Here is a 16610-nt window from a genome sequence, read left to right on the forward strand (position 1 = left end):
TCAGGCCGCCGGTGCAACGCCAGCCTGCGGTTGCGGCGGTTGCCCGCCTGATACGGCCGCTTCGGCCGGGTCCATCGCGGCCGCGTAAGCGGCCGCTTCCTTTTCAGCCGCCTCTGCGACCGGTTTCGTCCCGGCCGCTTCGGCTGAAGGGTCTGTGGCAGCCGCTTCGGCTACCGCGAGAAGTGTTGCTGCGTGCGCCGCGAGATTCGCCTCGAGCCGCGCCGCCAGCGTGGCGGCGACGTCGCGCCAGTCCGCCCGGACGCCAAGCGTGGCCATATCGACGGTTTCGAGACCGGCGTATCCACACGGATTGATCGCCAGAAATGGGTTCAGATCCATCGACACGTTGAGGCTCACGCCGTGATAGCTGCAGCCGTTGCGGATCTTCAGCCCGAGGGCGGCGACTTTCGCGCCCGGGTGCGCGGCGCTCGCGCCGCTGGCGCCTTCTGGCACGTAAATGCCGGGCGCGCCGGCCTTGCGCTCGCCCGCGAGATTATACGCCGCCAGTGTTTCGATCACGGCGTCCTCGATGAGCGTGACGAGCTCGCGCACCATCAGCTTGCGGCGCCGCAGGTCGAGCAGCAGGTAGGCCACCACCTGGCCCGGCCCGTGATACGTGATCTGCCCGCCGCGATCGATCTGTACGAGCGGGATGCCGCTGTTCGCCACCAGCAGATGCTCAGGCTTGCCGGCCTGGCCGAGCGTGAACACGGGCGGATGCTCGACGAGCCAGATTTCATCGGGCGTATTGGCGTCACGGGCGGCCGTGAACTCGCGCATGGCGTCAAAGCTTGCTTGATAAGCCTCGTTGCCGCGCCAGCGCACGACGATGGACGAACTTGCCGTTCGAGACGCGACCGCGGCCGCGCCGGGGTCGGAATGAATTTGCGAGGGTGAAACCGGGGTGGCGCACATGATTTCGGGAGTTTACCGAATTCGGGGCGAGCGCGCCGGGCATGCTGCGGACAACGGCGGCGATGGGTGGCTTTCCCATCGTCGCCGCTTTCGAGTGACGAGCCGTCAGGTCAAACCGTGCGCCAGCCGTCGCCGATGTGAACGCCTGCGCGCTGTGCGGCGCGCGCGGCCAGGTCGACCACGCGCTCACTCAGGCGCGCCGGCGCGGCGAACCCCACCCACGCGGGCGCGCCGCCTTCCGCGCCGATCCACAGGCGCTCGCCGCGCCGCAGCCGCATCGTGTGGCCGGGTTCGAGCCAGTAGTCGGCGGTGTCGTCGCTGCGCGTGACCCAGACGGTGCCGCACTTCACGCTCAGCCGCGTGCTGCGCGCGACGCGCACTGAAGCCGTTTGGCCGGCCGCCACTTCAAACGTGATATCCGAAGAAATTTCTCTCATTTTCGACTCCGAATGACCTGCTTCGATAGCTACAATCGTAGACACCATAAGGGGTCGAGCAAAACGATCAATTTTCACGCCTATGTGAGAAAAAATACGATATGGATCTGCGCCAGCTACCCGCGCTGAATGCGCTCAAGGCCTTCGAAGCCGCCGCCCGCCACGAAAGCTTCTCGCGCGCCGCCGACGAACTCTTCGTCACGCACGGCGCCGTGAGCCACCAGATTCGCGCGCTCGAAGCGGAACTGGGCGTGGCGCTCTTCGCCCGCGACGGCAAACGCGTGCGCGTAACCGACACCGGCCGCCGCTACGCCGGCCAGGTGCGCGACGCGCTCAGCCAGCTCGCGCACGCCACCCAGGAAATCCGCGCCGGCGACCGCGACCGGCGGCTCGTCGTTTCAATGCTGTCGTCGTTCGCGGCGCGCTGGGTCACGCCGCGCATCGGCCGCTTCATCGAGGCGCATCCGCAGTGGGACGTCGAGTTGCAATCGACGAATTCGCTCACCGACTTCGCGCGCGACGACGTCGATGTCGCCATCCGCTTCGGCTACGGGCACTATCCGGGGCTGCACGCCGAACTGCTGCTCGACGAAATCTTCTTTCCCGCCTGCTCGCCCGAATTCAACGGCGGCAATCTGCCCACCGATCCACACGAACTCGCGAAGCTGCCGCTACTGCGCTCGGACGACGAACTGTGGCGGCCGTGGTTCGACGCCGCTGGCCTCCAGGACCTGCCCGAGCCGAAGCGCGGCGTGCTTTACCAGGATTCGTCGAACCTGCTTCAGGCGGCGATGGACGGCCAGGGCATCGCGCTCGTGCGCCGCTCGCTCGCCATGCACGAGATCACACGCGGGCGCCTCGTGCGCCTTTTCAAGGACATCGACGGACCGAGCCCGTGGCGCTACTACTTCATCTGCCCGCCGCAACGCATGCAGACCGAGCGCGTGCAGGCGTTCCGCGACTGGGTGTTCGACGAGGTCGCGCGCTTTCGACGGCTCTACGAGGACGCTTGCGAAGCCGGTCCGCTGATGACGGCCGCCGCCGCGGCGCAGCGCGCGCGCATCGGCGACATGCCTTGATGATCCACTGGACGCCAGATGCGGCGCCCGATGCAAAAAGGGCCGCATATTGCGGCCCTTTTCGTTCGAACGCCTTCTGCTCGCTTACAGCACGATCTTCACCATCGGATGCCCGGTGAGGGCGCGATAGATGTCGTCGAGATGCGCCTGGCTCGTGGCGCGCACCGTCACGGTGAGGCCCGTGTAGTTGCCGCCGCTCGACGGACGCGTCTCGATGGTCGCGGCGTCGAAGCCACCGTCGAATTCGCGCAGCACCGTCACGATGGTGTCCTGGAATTCCGGATGCGTCTTGCCCATCACCTTGATCGGGAAGTCGCAGGGGAATTCGATCAGCGATTCTTTCGCTGCGGGGGTGTTTGCCTGTTGTGTCACGTTCATTTCTCCACTTCCTGTAGCTCGGCAACTGCTGCACGCAATGCCTGCGCCTCGCGTTGCTTCGCGCGCTGGTACGCCGCGTGAAGCGCCGCATAGACCGGGCCCGGCTTGCCGCCGCCTACCGGCTTGCCGTCGAGCGCGACGACCGCCAGCACTTCCTTCGTTGCCGAGGTCACGAGAATCTCGTCCGCCTCGCGCAGTTCGGCTTCGGCGATCTCTCGCGCTTCGAAGCGCACGCCGCACTCCCCGGCCAGCTCCTCGACCAGGCCGTAGCGAATGCCTTCGAGAATGCGGTTGCTGCGCGGCGGCGCAAAGAGCGCGCCGCCCTTCACGACCCACACGTTCGACGAGGACGCTTCGGTGAGCCAGCCGTCGCGCAGCTGGATCGTTTCGAACGCGTCGTTTTCCGCCGCGTGCTGCGCCATCAACACGTTGCCGAGCAGCGAGGTCGACTTGATGTCGCAATTGAGCCAGCGCTTGTCTTCAGCCGTCACGCAGCGCACGCCTTGTTCGCGCTGTGCAACGCCCGGCAGCTTGAGCGGATTGACCATCGCGAACACGGTGGGCGTGGCCGCCGCCGGGAAGGCGTGGCCGCGCGGCGCCACGCCGCGCGTCACCTGCACGTAGAAGTTGGCGTGGGCATCGCGCGCGAGCGCACCCGCCGCTTCGTTCGCCTCGACGAGACGCGCGAGGAGCGCGCGCCAGCCTGCTTCGTCGAACGGATTCGCGATGCCGACCTTCTCGAGCGAGCGCTTGAGCCGCGCGAGATGCTGCGCGATGCGAAACGGCACGCGCACCGTGCCTTCATCATCGGCGAGCGCATAGACGGGCACGACTTCGTAAATGCCGTCGCCGAAGATGAAGCCGCGATCGAGCACGGGAATGCGTGCTTCGGAAAGCGGCGTGAGCTCGCCGTTGAGCCAGACGAGCGGCTCGGCCGCCTGCGTCGCTGAAGCGGACGTCATGACTTCTTCTTGTTGACCATGAGCATGAGCGAATCCCACACGCGGCCGACGACACCGGCCTGCGGCACGGCTTCGAGCGCGACGAGCGGAACCTGCGCCAGCACCTTGCCGTCCGCACCCACGAACTTCGCCGAACCGACCTGCTGGCCAACGGCGAGCGGCGCGATCAGCGGGCTGCTGAGTTCGACCTGCGGCTTGGCCTTCTCGGCGGCGCCCTTGGGCAGCGTGACGAACTGATCCTTCTGCACGCCGACCTTCACGGCGTCGAGCGTGCCCTTGTAGATGCGCGGCGTCGCCACGGCCTGGTTCGCCTGATAGATGCGCGTGGTGTCGTATGCGCTATAGCCGTAGTTCAGCATTTTCAGGCTGTCCTGCACGCGGTCGTGTTCCTTCGGCTCGCCCATCATCACCGAAACGAGACGGCGGGAGGCGCCGCCCGCGATTGGACGCTTGGCCGATGCGATCAGGCAGTAACCCGCAGCTTCGGTGTGGCCGGTCTTCAGACCGTCGACGGTCGGGTCGATCCACAGCAGGCGATTGCGGTTCGGCTGCTTGATGTTGTTGTACTTGAATTCCTTGACCGAGAAGATTTCGTAGTACTCGGGATAGTCGCGGATCAGGCGCGCGGAGAGCCTGGCGAGGTCGCCGGCCGTCGTGTAGTGATTCGGGTCGGGCATGCCGTTCACGTCGGCGAAATGCGTGTGCGTCATGCCGAGCTTTTGCGCCTCGGCATTCATCATGTTGGTGAAGTTCGCCTCGCTGCCGCCCACGAGTTCGGCGAGCGCGATGGCCGCGTCGTTGCCCGACTGCACGATCATGCCGTACACGAGGTCATGCACCGAGACCGGCTTGTTGGCTTCGATGAACATGCGCGACTCGTCGTTCTTCACGCGGCGCACGGCTTCGCTCGGCTCGATGATCTGGTCCATCGAGATCTTCTTGCTCTGCAGCGCCTCGAACACGAGGTACGCGGTCATGAGCTTCGTGAGCGATGCGGGCTCGACGCGCTCATCGGCGTTGCCGGAGGCGAGCACCTGGTTCGCGGTGGCGTCGACGAGCACCCAGGAGCGCGCGTTCACGCCGGGCGGCGGCAGGCCGCCAAGCACCTGGTCTGCGGCGGCGCCGGCAGACACCTGCGCCTGCGGCTGTGCCTGCGCTTTCGCGCCGGCGGGTGCGGGCGTGCGGGCAAACGCGCTCGCGCTCACGAGAAGTGTGGCGGGCAGCAGCGTTGCGAGCGTGACATTGCGGACGACGGAGGAAGGAACGAAAGAAGACGGTTGGCCGGAGGAGAGAAAACGCATAGGTTCAGGTCGGGCTGAATTGGGACGGGATGAACGTAGCGCGCCATGCGGCGCACGGTCGGTGAAAGCCGGAATGCGGGTGCCGTGCATGCGCCGGTCGCGGCGCAGCAAGCACAAAATTGGCGAACATTATACGCGTCACGTCGTGGCGAATTTTCGCTAAGTCACACGTTTGCGCATACCTGTCGTGCATTTTTCACGCATTTCGGCAGACATACGCGAGGTGACGAAGGGCTAGCATCGGGCCCCGAAACTGTGGGGCCGACGCTTCAGCGCCACGCTTCGACGATGATGCGCTTGAGGATATGCAGCTTGCGGTGCAGGAAATGTTCTGCCCCCGGAATCACGACGACCGGCAATTCCTGCGGACGCGCCCATTCGTACACCGAGAGAATCGGCACGGTGTCGTCGAGCTCGCCGTGGATCACCAGCGTGTCGTCGCGCACGGGCGCGACTTCCCAGCGGCTCGCAGCCGTGCCGACGAACACCATGCGCTCGATCGCACCGCCCGCTTCGAGGTAGCGCTTCGCGACGTGCGAGAGCACGAAGGTGCCGAACGAAAAGCCCGCGAGCACGAGCGGCACGTCGGCGTGGCCCGGTTGCGCGCGCATGTAGGCGATGAGTGCGAGCAGGTCGTCCTGTTCGCCGATGCCGTTGTCGTGCGTGCCCGCCGTTTCGCCCACGCCGCGAAAGTTCGAGCGATAGGTCGTGTAGCCGAGTTGCACGAGCGTGCGCGCGAGCGTTTGCGCAACCTTGTTGTCCATCGTGCCGCCAAAGAGCGGATGCGGATGCGCGACGAGCGCAATGCCGCGCGGTGTCGTGCCGGCGTCGGGCACGTCGAGCGCGCACTCGATCTTGCCGACCGGACCGTCGATCTGGAATTTATGTGTCTGGGCGTTCATCGTGCGGCAGTCCTTACGGGTACTGTTTGGCCGTGCATTGGAGCAATCAGCGATCGATTTTCAGGCGCTCGACCACCTGGCCGTTCTGCAGATGCGAGACGACGATTTCGTCGATGTCGCTCTCGTCGATATACGTGTACCACGTGCCTTCCGGATACACGACGACGGCCGGGCCCTCCTCGCAGCGATCGAGACAGCCCGCCTTGTTGATGCGCACCTGGCCGGGACCGGCGAGGCCCAGCTGCTTCACGCGCTTCTTCGCGTACTCCTGCATGGCCTGTGCGTTGCAATTCGCGCAGCTCGGGCGGTCCGCGCCGGGGTCGCGCTGGTTCAGGCAGAAAAAGACGTGGTACTTGTAGAACGAATCGGTCATGGCGTGGGGCACCGGTGAGTGTCGCGCAGTGAGCGCGGGCTTGCTGAAAGCGTGTGGCCCGCCTTGGCGGCAATACATTGCGTGGCGCGCGAGCGTGGCTGCGCGGCGATCCGGTCGATTATAGCGAGCGCGGTGTGAACGCTCTTGCGAGCGCCGCGCGCCCTCACCGGTCGTGGCGAGCGCGCTTCGCGGCCCGGCGCGCGCGCCGCACGAGCCACGCGCGTTCGAGCGAGAACGCCGTCCATGCGAGCGCGGCCCAGGGCCACGTCCACGCGAGCCAGCGCGCGAGGCCGTTGAAGTGCAGGTAGCGGCCCTGGCGCCAGTCCGCGAGCACGACGTCGAAATACGGATTCACGGGCAGCACATTCACGAACACGAGAGCCGCCGCGAGCGCGAGCGTCGCCGCCGCGGCGCGCACGGCGCGCGGCAGACGCAAGGCGAGAAACGCGAGCAGCGTGCCCCACACGAGGCCCGCGAGCGCCCCCGGCGTCGCCCAGTCGAAGATCAGGCCGCTTTGCGACTGCAGAAAGGTCGCGCCTACCTTGACGACGAGTGTCACCGCAATCAGCGCAATGACGAGCCGCGCGCGCGGCGCCCGCGAGCGCATGGGGAGCGTCGCGAACGCCGCCGCGCCGAACAGGTTCAGCGTCGTGACGATCGCCTCCCAGCCGCTATCGGGCAGGCGCGCGGCCAGCATGTCGGGCAGCGAGCGCAGATGCCAGGCGGCAGGCGTCCAGGCGAGCACAGCGTCCTGCATCGAGACGTCGAGGCGCTGCCAGAGCGCACGCGCCCACTCGCCCAAGCCGAAGAGGCGCGGCGTGGGATACATCGTCGCGAACGGCCAAAGCCCCGCGAGCACCATCAGCACGGCCGCGTCGCGCTCGAACCAGCGAAAGCGCAGGCGGCGCAGGAAGCCGCGCTCGAGCAGCGCGCCGGTGGCGGGCGCCGCCACGAGCGCGCCGAGCAATGCGCCGAGCGCGTTCGAGGCGAGATCGAGATTGGACGCCACGCGCGTGGGCAGCCAGGTCTGCACGGCCTCCATGACGCCCGAGAGCAGCGTGCCCGCAATGGCGGCGAGCAACACGGCGAGCCAACCGCGCCAGCGCGGCCACGCGGCGAGCACGACGAGCGCGCCGAACGGCATGTAGCCGAGCACGTTGGTGACGATGTCGAACACCGTCCAGTAGCGTGGCCACGGATCGCCGAGATAGGCGAAGGGACTGAGGCCGAGCGAGCGCCAGCCAGTGAACGGATACCAGGAGCCGTAGACGATCAGCGCCGTGTAAAGCGCGAGTGCCTGGCGCGAGAGCGTCGAGGCCTGGCGCGGCAGCGGCTCGCGTGCGGCGGCAGGCGATGGCGATGGCGATGGCGCTGACGACGCGGGCGTGTCGCCGCTGGCGATCGCACCGCGTTCGTCGCCAGCGCCCTGGCCGTTGCTTTGGCCACCGCTTTGACCACCCTCGTCGCCGTCCATCCCGCGCCGCCCGCCGTGCGGGGCGCGCAGCCGGAGCCGTCCCGCTTCGATCATGCCGCTATCCCGCCCTTGCCCCCGATGTCACGCCGCACATCGCAATCGCGCGACGCCTCTCTATATCCCTCAAGGCGTGCCCGCGAACGACTGCGTGCTCAGCCACGCGCCCACTTGATTGGCGAAATCGTCACTGGCCGCCTGCAGCGCACGCACGCCGCCCGCGGCGTCGGGCGTGGGCGCCGGCGCGCGCGTGGCGAACGAGCGCTGCGCCAGCACCCTGCCGCCCTGCATGAGCGTTGCGCGCGCAGCCAGCACGCCCGCGCTTTGCGTCGGGCTCTCGAACACCTGCTCGAACTCGTACAGCTCGACCTTGAGCATCGGCGCCTGCACGGCGTCACCGCCCGCGAGCACCGTCGCGTGCGCGCCGAGCGACGTGCGCAGACGTTCCGTGAGCAGCCGCGCGGGCGACATCGTCCAGCGGCTGTTCGCGTAGCGCGCCGTGCGCTGCGAGTCGAAATTCATCCGGTAGAGGATGCCGTCGTTATCGAGCGGCGGCGGCGCGCTCACCGCCAGCACCTTCAAAAGCGGCCTGGCACCCGGCGCGCCGGGCGCCGTCGGGGCGGCCTGGGCGCCAGGCGCTTCCTGCGACGACTGCAGGCCGAGGTCGTAGCGAGCCTCGTTGATCGCCGGATTGCTCGCACAGGCGGCGAGGAGCGCACCGAGCGCGAGCGCCGCCAGCCAGGCTGAGCCGGCCGCTGCAGCGCGTTGCATCGATGGTGGCAGGCGTGATGTGCGTGACATTGCGTTTCCTTCTTTGGCGCGCGGCGCATGCGCCGCGCGAAGTGCATCGAATGGGTGTCCCGTAGGACCGTCAGGCAGCGGCGCGGCCTACCTCGTCCCCGCAGTAGCCGGCCACGCAAAGCCCGCCTCGCCGGGCCCGGGCGCCGGCTGCGGCGCGCCGCCGAACAGCACGCTGCGCGGGCTCGTGCTGAAGGTGCCCGCCGCGCGGTCCACGGCGCGCATGGCCGAGCGCACATCGTCGGTGAGCGAGTCGACGCGCGGCAGCGTGTCGTAGCCCACGCGCGCCGACAGGTCCTGGATCGAGGTGTCGATCGAGGTGAGCGCCGCGCCGGCCTGGGCCGCCGCCGTGCCGGCCTTGTTCAGGTTGGTCTGGAACGGGCCGTCCGGGCGGTTCATGCTCGTGATCAGCGTGTTGGTCGACTGCAGCGTGTGCTGCAGCTGCGTCACCGCGCCCGGTAGCTGCTTCGTGGCGGGCTGGAGCTGCTCGGCGAGCACGTTCACGCTGCTCGCGGCCTGCTGCAGGCTGTTCACGGCCTGCATCACCTGCTTGCGGTTGTCCTCGGAGAGCATTTCGTCGATGTCGCCGGCAATGTTGTCGAGCTTGCGCAGGAGCGCGTCGCCGCGGCGCTGGAGCTGGTCGAGCAAGCCCGGGCGCAGCGGCAGCTCGGCCACGCGCGCTGGCGAAGAATGCAACGGCGAGAGGTCCACGCCGTTGTCGTCGAGCTGCACGAACGCGATGCCCGTCACGCCCTGCAGCGCGAGCGAGCCGAAGGTGGAGCGCGTCATCGGCGCCTTCTGGTCGACGAGAATGCGAATGCGGATCTGGCCCGGATGCTGGGTATCGAACTTGATCGACTGCACCTTGCCCACGTCGATCCCGCGAAACCGCACCGCCGCGTCCGGATAGAGGCCCGTCACGCTCGAGCGCGAAATGAGGTCGTACGGCACGCGCACGGCCCGATCGGCGCTGAAGAAGACGACGACAAGCGCGATCACGATGAGCAGCCCTATCGTGAACATGCCCGCCCAGAACGCATGCGGTTTGTTTTCCATCGTCAGATTCCTTCTTTGGCGGCCGCGGCGCGCCGGTTGAGCCGGTCAGGCCGATCGAGCCGGATAGCGGCGCGCGCGGGCCCTACCACGGCTTGTACCCCACGGCTGCGGGAGCGAGCGCCGCCGGCGGCAGCTTTGCGCGCCGCTCGGGCGGCAGCGCCTGGAGCGCGCGGCGACCGCGCATGCCCAGAAAGTACTCGCGGATGAACGGATGATCGACGCTCGCCGCCTCTTCCACGGGCGCCGCCACGAGCACCCTGCGCTCGGCGAGCACGGCCACGCGCGTGGAGAGCGCGACCATGGCGTCGAGGTCGTGCGTGACGAGCACCACCGTGAGCCCCAACGCCCGGTGCAGCGTGCTGATGAGCTCCACCACTTCGTCGGAGGAGCGCGGGTCGAGCCCGGCCGTGGGTTCGTCGAGAAAGAGCAGCTCCGGCTCCAGCACGATCGCGCGCGCGAGGCCCACGCGCTTGATCATGCCGCCCGAGAGCGCGGCCGGCATTTTTGACGCGTGCTTGCACGGCAGCCCGACCATTTCGAGCTTGAGCATCACTATGTCGCGCAGCAGGCCGGCCGGCACCTTGCCGAGTTCGCGCACGGGCTGCGCGATGTTGTCGAACACCGTGAGCGACGAGAACAGCGCGCCCTGCTGGAACAGCATGCCGGTGCGCGTGCGCATGAGGCGCGCACGCTCGGCGTCGATGGTCGAAATGTTCTCGCCGAACATCTTGATGGTGCCCGAGGTCGGCTTCTCGAGCCCGAGGATCTGGCGCACGAGCGTGGTCTTGCCCGAGCCCGAGCCGCCTACCAGCGTGACGATCTCGCCACGGCGAATTTCCAGGTTCAGATGCTGATGGACGACGTTGCGCCCATAGCGCTTCGAGAGGTTGTGGACCTCGATCACCGGCTCGCCGATGGTCGGCAGCGGCAGATCCTGCGCGACCTCCTTGAGCGGCGTGGTGATCGTGCCGGTCGTTTTCGTCTCGATCGTCGTAACCGTCGTGCCAGTCGTGCTCATGAAAGCCCCACGTTCTGGAACAGGATCGCGAACACGGCGTCGGCGAGGATCACGATCGTGATCGACGTGACGACCGACGTGGTCGTGCCCTCGCCCAGGCTCTGCGAATTCGCCTTGATGCGAAAGCCGAAGTGACAGCCCACGATCGCCACCAGCATGCCGAACGCCACTCCTTTGCCGAGGCCGATCCAGAGATTGGCGATCGGCACGACGCTGGGCATCGAGCGCATGAACCACGAAATGTCGATGCCCAGCACGATCTTCGCCGCGATCGCGCCGCCTAGCAACGCAATGATGTCGGTCCAGATCACGAGCAGCGGCATTGCGATGCCGAGCGCGATCACCCGAGGCAGGATCAGACGCAGGCCGTGCGAGATGCCCATCACGCGCATGGCGTCGAGTTCTTCGGTCACGCGCATCACGCCGATCTGTGCCGTGATGGCAGAGCCCGAGCGCCCCGCCACGAGAATCGCCGAGAGCACGGGCCCGAGTTCGCGGATCACCGCAAGGCCGAGGATATTGACGATGAACTGGTTCGCGCCGAACAGGCGCAATTGCTGCGCCGAGAGGTACGACAGCACGATGCCGATCAGAAACGCGACGAGCGCCGTAATCGGCAGCGCGCGCGCACCGGCGTTGTAGATGTTTGCCGAAATCTCGATCCATGGCGTGACCTTGGGCTTGCGCACCACGAGCAGCAGATCGAGGATCACGCGCCCGAACATGGCGATGCCGCCGTACAGGTGGTCGAAGAACGAGAAGATCGCGAGGCCGAGCTGCGTGACCGGATCGATGCGCACGATGCGCTCCGCCGGCTCGCGCACGGAGTCGAGCAGGGCGATGCGCTCGAAGATATCGCGCTGCGTTTGCGTGAGGTCGACGAGGTCGGCCGGCAGCTTGTGGCCCCAGACGCGCCAGAGCGCCTGGCCGCCGACGTGATCCATGCGCTCGACGCCCGAGAGGTCCCAAGCGCCCACGCGCTCTTCGGCGAGCGCACGCAGACGGCGCGCGGCGCCGCCCTGATCGCGGTCGCGCGCGAGCGCGAGCGCCGTCCACTGGCCAGACAGGCGCACGGTCTTTCCGTGGGTGCCGGCCGAGACTTCAAGGCCGGGCGGCGTGTCTTGATTCAAGGGTAAGCACTCGACGGACGGGGTGAGCAAACATTGTAGCGAACGCGCCCCGTTTCGTCGGTCCGAAAGCGCACGGTTGGCTTTCAGACGCGAGGCGAACTGTGGGCAACTCTCTGGATAACTTGTGGACTGCCTGTGGGCGGCCTGTGAATTGCCTAAAGATTGGGCAAATTGCGGGGAATCGACGGGGCGATTGCCACCTTCGCGCCTGTGGACGATTCCGTGGATAACCTGTGAGCTGCCTGTGGGTGGCATGTGGATTGCCCACCTTTCGGGTCGAAACCAGCGTTGCGGGCTGTTCCCGCGCCCCAGCCACTACAATATGAGACATGAATGCGACGCCCCCCACCCCCGAGACTCCGAGCGCCGGCGACTGGCGCATCGACCGCGACCGCGCGATCACGCTGTTCGGCCCGGCCGCACACGACTGGCCCATCGAGATCGTCGAGGAAACCGGCTCGACCAACGCCGACCTCATGGCGCGCCTGAAGGCGCTGCCGCAAAAGCGCGACGCCCTCGCACGTCCGATCGTGCGCGTGGCCTATCTGCAGACGGCCGGCCGGGGCCGGCGCGGCCGCACCTGGGTCGCGCAGCCCGGCGACGCACTGCTGTTCTCGATCGGCTGCGTGCTGCCGCGCCCGATCGAAGGGCTTGCGGGCTTGAGCCTCGCCGTCGGCTCGGCGTTGGTGGACGGCCTGCGCACGCTGCCCGTCACGGCGCCCGGACAAATCGCGCTCAAGTGGCCCAATGACGTGCTGCTCGAAGGCGACAAGCTGGTGGGCATCCTCGTGGAAACCGCCTGGACCACCGCCGACGCCACAGCGGTCGTGATCGGCATCGGCACGAACGTGCGCGGCGAAGATGCGCTCGCCGCCAGCGTCGAGGCGCTCAACGCCGCGGGCGGCAGCGCGGCAGTCGTGCCCGGCACAATGCCCACGGCGCTTTCGCGCGCGTGGCCGAACGCCAATCTCACCGACACGCTCGCCGCCGAACTCAACGCACTCGAAGCCGCGCTGCAACGCTTCGGCGCGGCGGGCTTTGCGCCCTTCCAGGCGCGCTGGAACGCGTGCCACGCGTACGCGGGCCGCGAGGTCGCCATCTACGAGCAGGGCAAGGAACTGCTGCGCGGCACCGCGACCGGTGTGGACGAGCGCGGCCAGTTGCTCCTCGATACGCCGAACGGGCGCGAGACCGTCACGGCCGGCGACGTGTCGCTGCGGCTCGCGGACAGCGGCGCATGAGCCGCGGCCCCTTCCTCCTCATCGATGCAGGCAACAGCCGGATCAAATGGGCGCTCGTCGCGCAGGATGGGTCGCGCCTGCACGCGGGAACGATGGATCATGTGCGCGACGACGGCGCGCAATCCGCGCCCATCGCTCATGAAGCTGGTAGCAGCGAAGAATGGGCGACGCTGCCCCGGCCCGCCGGCGCGTGGATATCGAACGTCGCGGGCGCGGCGGTGGGCGATCGCCTCGGCGCGCTGGTCGAGGCGCACTGGCCCGGTCTCCCGCGCACTGTCGTGCGGGCCTGCGCGCAGCAGTGCGGCGTGACGAACGGCTATGCCACGCCCGACGCGCTCGGCAGCGACCGCTGGGCCGGCATGATCGGCGCGCACGCCGCCTATCCGGACGAGCCGCTCCTGATCGCAACATTCGGCACGGCCACCACGCTCGAAGCGCTGCGCGCCGACGGCACCTTCGTGGGCGGCATGATCGCGCCGGGCTTCACGCTCATGATGCGCTCGCTCGGCGAGCACACCGCGCAGCTGCCCGTGGTCGCCGGCGGCATGGCGAATGCTGCCCAGCCAGGCATCGTTTTCGCCACCGACACGCGAAGCTCGATTGCGGCGGGCTGTGCGCTCGCGCAGGCCGCGCTCATCGAGCGCGCCTGGGCGGATCTACAGGATGCGTGGAGAATGCCAGTGCGGCTCGTGGTGAGCGGCGGCGCAGCGGCCGAAATGACAGCGGCGCTCAAGGTGCCGCATACTCGCCACGACGCACTGGTGCTGTCGGGCCTGGCGCTCATCGCGGCGCAGTCCTGAGACGCGCGTCACCCGCGCGCCGCTTATATCCGGCCCTGAAACTGAACGAACGTTTTCGAAGGAGCTTCACACGATGCTGCGCTGGCTGATCGCCATTCTGATTCTCGCCAACGGCCTGGCCTTTGCGGCCATTGGCGGCGTGTTCGGCCCGACGCCCTCGTCGGGTTCGCGCGAAACCCAGCACCTGAACCGGCAGATCCACCCCGAGCGGCTCGTGGTGAAGCCGATCCGGCCGTCCGAATCGGCCGACGTGCCGACCGTCGGCGGCCCGGTGACGGAACCGTCGGTGCAGGCGTCGACCCTCACGCAGTAAGCGACAGCTCAAACGCAACCGGCCGGGGGTCGGGCGCGCCCATGCGTTGGGCGGGCCGGCCTGCGGCCGGTTTTGCATCGTCCGCCACATCGTGCGGACGTACGTCGCGACTTACTTCGATCCTTCCTGCGCGCGCACTTTCTGCAGCAGCTTCGTCGTGGAGCGGTCGTGCTCGAAGGCGATCGCGAGCGCCCGACCGCCCCAGCCGCGCACCAGCGCCGACTCGGGCAGCGCGTCCATGTCGTAGTCGCCGCCCTTCACGAGAATGTCCGGGCGCAAGGCTCCGATCAGCTCGACGGGCGTCTGCTCACCGAACTGCACGACCCAGTCCACACTCTCCAGCGCCGCCAGCAGCGCCATGCGGTCGTTCTCGTTGTTGATGGGGCGGTCGTCGCCCTTGCCGAGCATCTTCACCGACGCGTCGCTGTTCACGCCGACGATCAGCGTGGCGCCCAGCGCCTTCGCATCGGCGAGATAGGTGACGTGTCCGCGGTGCAGGATGTCGAAGACGCCATTGGTGAACACCACAGGGCCGGGCAGCGAGGCGCGCAGTTGCGCGAGCGCCTCGCGGGTCGTGATCTTGCGTTCGAAGGAAGCGGGCATGGAATGAGGCTCGGATAAAAAATAGGCGCGGATCGATTTGGGCTAGCCGCATTGAGCAAGCCAGTGAGACGCGCGCCAACGAAAACGGCCCGTCACGCGAGAAGCGCTTCGGGCCGTCCCGGTCGCGGCGCGCCACGAAAGCACGCACGCGAGATGTCCCGGCGCGTCAGGCCGGCTGTTGCGTGCCTTGCTCGGCCTGCAGGCGCTGCACCACTTCCTTGCGATAGCGGTTCAGTTCCTGCGCCGTGGTGAACGTGCGCTCGAACAGGATCGAGAGGTTGTGCAGAATGCGCTCGATCACCTTCTTTTCCCAGCCGTCGTCGAAACGGATCTGCTCGTCGAGCCAGCGCTCGAGCCATTCCGGGTCGGGCAGGCGCGACTGCACGGTGTCGCGCGGGAACAGCGCCTGGTTCACGTGCAGATTCGTCGGGTGCAGCGGCTTTTCGGTGCGGCGCGCCGAAGCCATCAGCACGCCGATCTTCGCGAACGCCGCGCGCGCGACGTCGCCGAAATTGTTGAGCGCCTTCTTCATGTAGCGCAGATAGGCGCCGCCGTGGCGCGCTTCGTCGCGCGAAATCGTTTCGTAGATGGCCTTGATGACCGGTTCCGTGTGCCATTCGGCGGCACGGCGATACCAGTGGTTCAGGCGGATTTCGCCGCAGAAGTGCAGCATGAGCGTTTCGAGCGGCGGCGCCGGATCGAACTCGAAGCGCACGGCGTGCAACTCTTCTTCCGTCGGCACCATTTCCGGCTTGAAGCGGCGCAGGTATTCCATGAGCACGAGCGAATGCTTTTGCTCCTCGAAGAACCACACGCTCATGAACGCCGAAAAGTCGCTGTCGTGATGGTTGTCGCGCAGGAACATTTCCGTGGCCGGCAGCGCCGACCATTCGGTGATCGCGTTCATCTTGATGGTCGCGGCCTGCTCATCGGTAAGGAGCGACGCATCGAACTTGTCCCAGGGAATGTCCTTTTCCATGTCCCATCGGACCGATTCGAGCGATTTGTAAAGTTCCGGATAAAGCATCGTGTTCATAGTCCCGCCCCTGATCTGCGCAAAACGCGCGCATGACGAATTCGTAGCGTGCCGCGTGCCCGCATACAACGCGGCCGCGCAGGCAAAAAGCATTTAATTTTACGCGGTATCCGGCCCTCTGGACGCAATCGCAGACCGGCGAACGCAACACGCGTTGCCCCACGACAATCCAGCCAACCGGAATGAAGGCGCCGTCGTGGATTCTGGGTAGCTGCTCCGTTCCTCGAACCCGGCCGCCTGATACCGCTGATCACTACCGATACCGGCAAGGCATGCAAGCCATCGCCGCGCGGCTATGCGACACAATGCCGCATTCTCGCACCTCACGTCGACGTCTTTTTGACACACCTGCTGGCTGATTTTCCAATGGGCCGACATCCCGCCCGTCAAGGCCGTGGAACCTGCGCGGCGGAGCGTCGCAACGCCGTCCGCAACTCCCACAAATGACCGGAAAAACCTTACACAATAATAGCATGCCGATGTTTCAGTTCCGCCGCGCCCCGAAATCCATGATCGCGCCGTCTGTCGGAGCTTTGAGCCAAGTCAAAAGAACGTCGCATTGAGCGAGCGTGTCGTGGTCACCCAGCTCGATCAATTCAGCCGTCGCCGAAATATTCGTGGCGGCCGTCGAGTTCGAGACGCACGGCCGGGAACACGAATGGAATCGCCGCCGAAGCGAGCAGATGCGCGAGCGTGAGCGCGACCATGCGCGCGGTGCGTTGCACGCGCCGCCACGACAATCGGCTTGCACCTGGTAGAACGTGACGTGCCGCCCCGACGAATAGCTGCGCCGTGAC

18 protein-coding genes and 1 pseudogene are annotated in these 16610 nt (G+C 67.2%); 4 read left to right on the forward strand and 15 right to left on the reverse strand.

What is annotated here, in order from left to right:
- Complete coding sequence (gene lipB / locus AB3X98_RS33550) at positions 1–915, reverse strand: lipoyl(octanoyl) transferase LipB (protein WP_368606422.1); 915 nt, start codon at positions 913–915, stop codon at positions 1–3.
- Positions 916–1025: 110 nt separating this feature from the next.
- Positions 1026–1352, reverse strand: coding sequence for a DUF2917 domain-containing protein (locus AB3X98_RS33555; RefSeq protein ID WP_069265084.1), 327 nt, complete (start codon positions 1350–1352; stop codon positions 1026–1028).
- Positions 1353–1453: 101 nt separating this feature from the next.
- On the opposite strand from AB3X98_RS33555, the gene AB3X98_RS33560 reads away from it, so the two are divergent.
- Positions 1454–2431, forward strand: coding sequence for a transcriptional regulator GcvA (locus AB3X98_RS33560; protein WP_069265086.1), 978 nt, complete (start codon positions 1454–1456; stop codon positions 2429–2431).
- 84 nt (positions 2432–2515) lie between these two features.
- On the opposite strand, the gene AB3X98_RS33565 is transcribed toward AB3X98_RS33560, so the two are convergent.
- From AB3X98_RS33565 to AB3X98_RS33610, 10 genes are all read right to left on the reverse strand, one after another.
- The gene (locus tag AB3X98_RS33565; protein WP_342949555.1) at positions 2516–2809 is read right to left on the reverse strand and encodes a DUF493 family protein; all 294 of its coding nucleotides are present in this window, start codon (positions 2807–2809) and stop codon (positions 2516–2518) included.
- Entirely contained in the window at positions 2806–3771 is a 966-nt protein-coding gene (locus AB3X98_RS33570) for a D-amino acid aminotransferase (protein ID WP_368606423.1), read from the reverse strand. The genes AB3X98_RS33565 and AB3X98_RS33570 overlap by 4 nt, the downstream gene beginning before the upstream one ends.
- Entirely contained in the window at positions 3768–5072 is a 1305-nt protein-coding gene (locus AB3X98_RS33575; protein WP_368606424.1) for a D-alanyl-D-alanine carboxypeptidase family protein, read from the reverse strand. The genes AB3X98_RS33570 and AB3X98_RS33575 overlap by 4 nt, the downstream gene beginning before the upstream one ends.
- Positions 5073–5341: 269 nt before the next feature.
- A complete protein-coding gene (locus AB3X98_RS33580; RefSeq protein WP_368606425.1) occupies positions 5342–5974 on the reverse strand; it encodes an alpha/beta hydrolase in 633 nt (210 codons plus the stop codon).
- A gap of 46 nt (positions 5975–6020) precedes the next feature.
- The gene (locus AB3X98_RS33585) at positions 6021–6347 is read right to left on the reverse strand and encodes a ferredoxin (protein WP_069265095.1); all 327 of its coding nucleotides are present in this window, start codon (positions 6345–6347) and stop codon (positions 6021–6023) included.
- A gap of 163 nt (positions 6348–6510) precedes the next feature.
- A complete protein-coding gene (locus AB3X98_RS33590) occupies positions 6511–7875 on the reverse strand; it encodes a VanZ family protein (protein WP_368606426.1) in 1365 nt (454 codons plus the stop codon).
- Positions 7876–7944: 69 nt separating this feature from the next.
- The gene (locus AB3X98_RS33595) at positions 7945–8589 is read right to left on the reverse strand and encodes an ABC-type transport auxiliary lipoprotein family protein (protein WP_342949627.1); all 645 of its coding nucleotides are present in this window, start codon (positions 8587–8589) and stop codon (positions 7945–7947) included.
- Positions 8590–8706: 117 nt separating this feature from the next.
- Positions 8707–9672 (reverse strand): MlaD family protein, encoded by a 966-nt coding sequence (locus AB3X98_RS33600; protein WP_069265099.1) that lies wholly within the window; start codon positions 9670–9672, stop codon positions 8707–8709.
- Positions 9673–9754: 82 nt separating this feature from the next.
- Positions 9755–10690, reverse strand: coding sequence for an ABC transporter ATP-binding protein (locus tag AB3X98_RS33605; protein ID WP_083245276.1), 936 nt, complete (start codon positions 10688–10690; stop codon positions 9755–9757).
- Positions 10687–11820, reverse strand: coding sequence for an ABC transporter permease (locus AB3X98_RS33610; RefSeq protein ID WP_069265102.1), 1134 nt, complete (start codon positions 11818–11820; stop codon positions 10687–10689). Before AB3X98_RS33610 ends, AB3X98_RS33605 begins: the two co-directional genes overlap by 4 nt.
- 329 nt (positions 11821–12149) lie before the next feature.
- On the opposite strand from AB3X98_RS33610, the gene AB3X98_RS33615 reads away from it, so the two are divergent.
- From AB3X98_RS33615 to AB3X98_RS33625, 3 genes are all read left to right on the forward strand, one after another.
- Complete coding sequence (locus AB3X98_RS33615; protein ID WP_368606427.1) at positions 12150–13061, forward strand: biotin--[acetyl-CoA-carboxylase] ligase; 912 nt, start codon at positions 12150–12152, stop codon at positions 13059–13061.
- Positions 13058–13861 (forward strand): type III pantothenate kinase, encoded by an 804-nt coding sequence (locus AB3X98_RS33620; protein ID WP_368610376.1) that lies wholly within the window; start codon positions 13058–13060, stop codon positions 13859–13861. The genes AB3X98_RS33615 and AB3X98_RS33620 overlap by 4 nt, the downstream gene beginning before the upstream one ends.
- 73 nt (positions 13862–13934) lie before the next feature.
- Positions 13935–14174, forward strand: a complete 240-nt coding sequence (locus AB3X98_RS33625) for a hypothetical protein (protein ID WP_069265108.1) — start codon at positions 13935–13937, stop codon at positions 14172–14174.
- A gap of 111 nt (positions 14175–14285) precedes the next feature.
- Here AB3X98_RS33625 and rfaE2 read toward each other — a convergent pair whose 3' ends face one another.
- From rfaE2 to AB3X98_RS33640, 3 genes and pseudogenes are all read right to left on the reverse strand, one after another.
- Positions 14286–14777, reverse strand: coding sequence for a D-glycero-beta-D-manno-heptose 1-phosphate adenylyltransferase (gene rfaE2, locus AB3X98_RS33630; RefSeq protein WP_342949562.1), 492 nt, complete (start codon positions 14775–14777; stop codon positions 14286–14288).
- A gap of 166 nt (positions 14778–14943) precedes the next feature.
- Entirely contained in the window at positions 14944–15813 is an 870-nt protein-coding gene (locus AB3X98_RS33635) for an acyl-ACP desaturase (protein WP_028201777.1), read from the reverse strand.
- A gap of 599 nt (positions 15814–16412) precedes the next feature.
- Positions 16413–16600, reverse strand: a pseudogene (locus AB3X98_RS33640) (patatin-like phospholipase family protein); the annotation flags it as partial.
- Between the last annotated feature and the right edge of the window lie 10 nt (positions 16601–16610).

This window comes from Paraburkholderia sp. BR14312 (assembly GCF_040948675.1).
Classification (GTDB): domain Bacteria; phylum Pseudomonadota; class Gammaproteobacteria; order Burkholderiales; family Burkholderiaceae; genus Paraburkholderia; species Paraburkholderia nodosa_A.